Source organism: Sphingomonas sp. FUKUSWIS1 (assembly GCF_000733135.1).
In the GTDB taxonomy this organism is placed as follows: domain Bacteria; phylum Pseudomonadota; class Alphaproteobacteria; order Sphingomonadales; family Sphingomonadaceae; genus Sphingomonas; species Sphingomonas aerolata.
The window spans coordinates 1-1808 of record NZ_JPJC01000164.1 but is presented as its reverse complement, the minus strand read 5'-3'; the positions used below and the strand labels follow the sequence as shown (position 1 = coordinate 1808).

Sequence of the window (1808 nt, the reverse complement as noted above, 5' to 3'; positions counted from 1 at the left end):
CGCGAGCCTGCCCAAGGCGCCGGTCGAGGTGCGCCGCGTGCCGCCGACGATTCAGGCGGGCGCACCGGGCGGCTATTACCAGAACGCCTCGCTCGACGGGTCGCGACCGGCGATCTACTATATCAACCTGCGCGACACGTTCGACCGGCCCAAATTCGGGCTCGCCACGCTGACGCATCACGAGGCGGTGCCGGGGCATCATCTCCAAGTCAGCCTCGCGCTCGAGAGCGAGCAGATTCCGCTGATCCGCCGGCGCGGCTTCTTCAGCGGCTATTCGGAGGGCTGGGCGCTCTATGCCGAACAGCTCGCCGACGAGATGGGAATGTACGAGGGCGATCCGCTGGGGCAGGTCGGCTATCTCCAGTCGCTGCTGTTCCGCGCGACGCGGCTGGTGGTCGACAGCGGGATGCACGCGAAACGCTGGAGCCGCGAAAAGGCGACCGATTACCTGATCGCGACGACGGGGATCGCGCGCGGCCGCAGCCAGGGCGAGATCGACCGCTACACGGTGTGGCCCGGCCAGGCGTGCAGCTACAAAATCGGCCACACCGTCTGGACCCGCCTGCGCGACGAGGCGAAGACGCGGCCGGGGTACACGCCGAAGGGCTTCCATTCGGTGCTGCTGAAGGGGGCGATGCCGCTCGCGATCCTCGAACGCGTGGTGCGGCGGACGGGGGCGGGGGCTTAGGCCCCCCAGTCCTCCAGCCCGCCGCCCCCCCGCCGACGCGGCCGGACCGCGGTGACTTTTGCAAAAATTCCGCAGCGGAAACTTGTGCGTTGCCGGGGGGTTGTTGGGCCGGGGCTCTCGAACCGGACATGGTCCGGCGCGGCGCCCGGACTGGCCTGGAGAAATGTCGCGTGCGCCAAGAACCGTCATCACCCTCCGACGGGAGCGTCGTATCGACCGGCCTCGACCCGCTGAACTATATCCTCGACGGCGGCTATGCGTATAACCGCGTCCACCTGATCGAGGGCGAGCCGGGGTCGGGCAAGACGACGCTCGGGCTGCAGTTCCTGCTCGCCGGGCGCGATGCGGGCGAGCGGTGCCTGTACATCACGCTGTCGGAAAGCCGCGACGAGCTGCTCCATGTCGCCAGGACGCATGGCTGGGACATGACCGGGGTCGACATCTTCGAACTGGTGCCGCCCGAACTCAGCCTCGATGTCGATCGCGAACAGTCGATCGTCTATTCGTCCGATCTCGAACTCGGCGAGACGGTCAACATGGTGATGGAGGCGGTCAGCAAGGTCGAGCCGACGCGGATCGTGTTCGACAGCCTGTCCGAGATCCGCCTGCTCGCGCAGGGGCCGCTGCGGTTCCGCCGGCAGCTGCTCGCGCTCAAGCATTATTTCGCGCAGCGCGGCTGCACCGCGCTGTTCCTCGACGATCTGACACAGACCGAGGACGATCTCAGCCTGCACAGCCTGGCGCACGGCGTCGTCCGGCTCGAACAGATCGCGCTGCCCTATGGATCCGAGCGGCGGCGGCTGCGCGTCTACAAGATGCGCGCGCGCGCGTTTCGCGGCGGCTTCCACGACTTCGTGATCCGGCGCGGCGGGCTGCAGATCTTTCCGCGGCTGACCGCGGTCGCGCATCCCGATACGGGTTTCGTCGACCGGCTGGCGTCGAGCGGGATCGACGAGCTCGACACGCTGTCGGGCGGCGGGCTGGATTACGGGACGACGACGCTGATCATCGGGCCGTCGGGATCGGGCAAGACGACGCTGTCGCTGCAATATGTCTTCGCCGCACTCGAACGCGGGGAAAAGGCGCTGTTCGTCAGCTTCGACGAGACCGAGCGCGTGTT

Annotated in this window: 2 protein-coding genes; both read left to right on the top strand. The window is 67.8% G+C overall.

Features of this window, described 5'->3' with window-relative positions:
* Positions 1–688, top strand: a 688-nt coding sequence (locus tag sphsw_RS20415; RefSeq protein WP_042467037.1) for a DUF885 domain-containing protein, incomplete at its 5' end; no start/stop codon positions are given.
* Between the two features lie 170 nt (positions 689–858).
* Positions 859–1808: ATPase domain-containing protein (locus tag sphsw_RS10490; protein WP_031440576.1), on the top strand; the 950-nt coding region annotated here is incomplete at its 3' end.